Here is a 264-nt window from a genome sequence, read left to right as displayed (position 1 = left end):
GGTTGCTGCCGAACACCATGAGGTTCCCCGTCTTGCCCGTGTGGGTCGGGCTGTTGTACTGGCCGTTCTCCAGGAAATAGAAATTCCCCGAAATCTTTTCCCATTGCCAGTCGGCCTCCACGGGTATATAGGAACCTGTCGCTGCCGTAAGGGTATACTGCAGATAGCCGTTGGGAGCCGCGTCGCTCAGGAAACACGGGGCGCTTTCGGTCGGACAGTAAGGCCCGATGATCGAAGCCACAGGCGTACCTACGGTGATGGTCT

General features: G+C 58.0%; 1 protein-coding gene. It reads right to left on the bottom strand.

The annotated features are described in order from the left end of the window. Window positions 1–264: hypothetical protein (locus tag G6047_RS17010; RefSeq protein WP_169525264.1), on the bottom strand; the 264-nt coding region annotated here is incomplete at both ends.

The organism is Flavobacterium silvaticum (assembly GCF_012911565.1).
GTDB lineage: Bacteria > Bacteroidota > Bacteroidia > Flavobacteriales > Flavobacteriaceae > Flavobacterium > Flavobacterium silvaticum.
The sequence above is the reverse complement of the archived record's forward strand: the minus strand, read 5'-3'. Positions and strand labels throughout refer to the sequence as shown.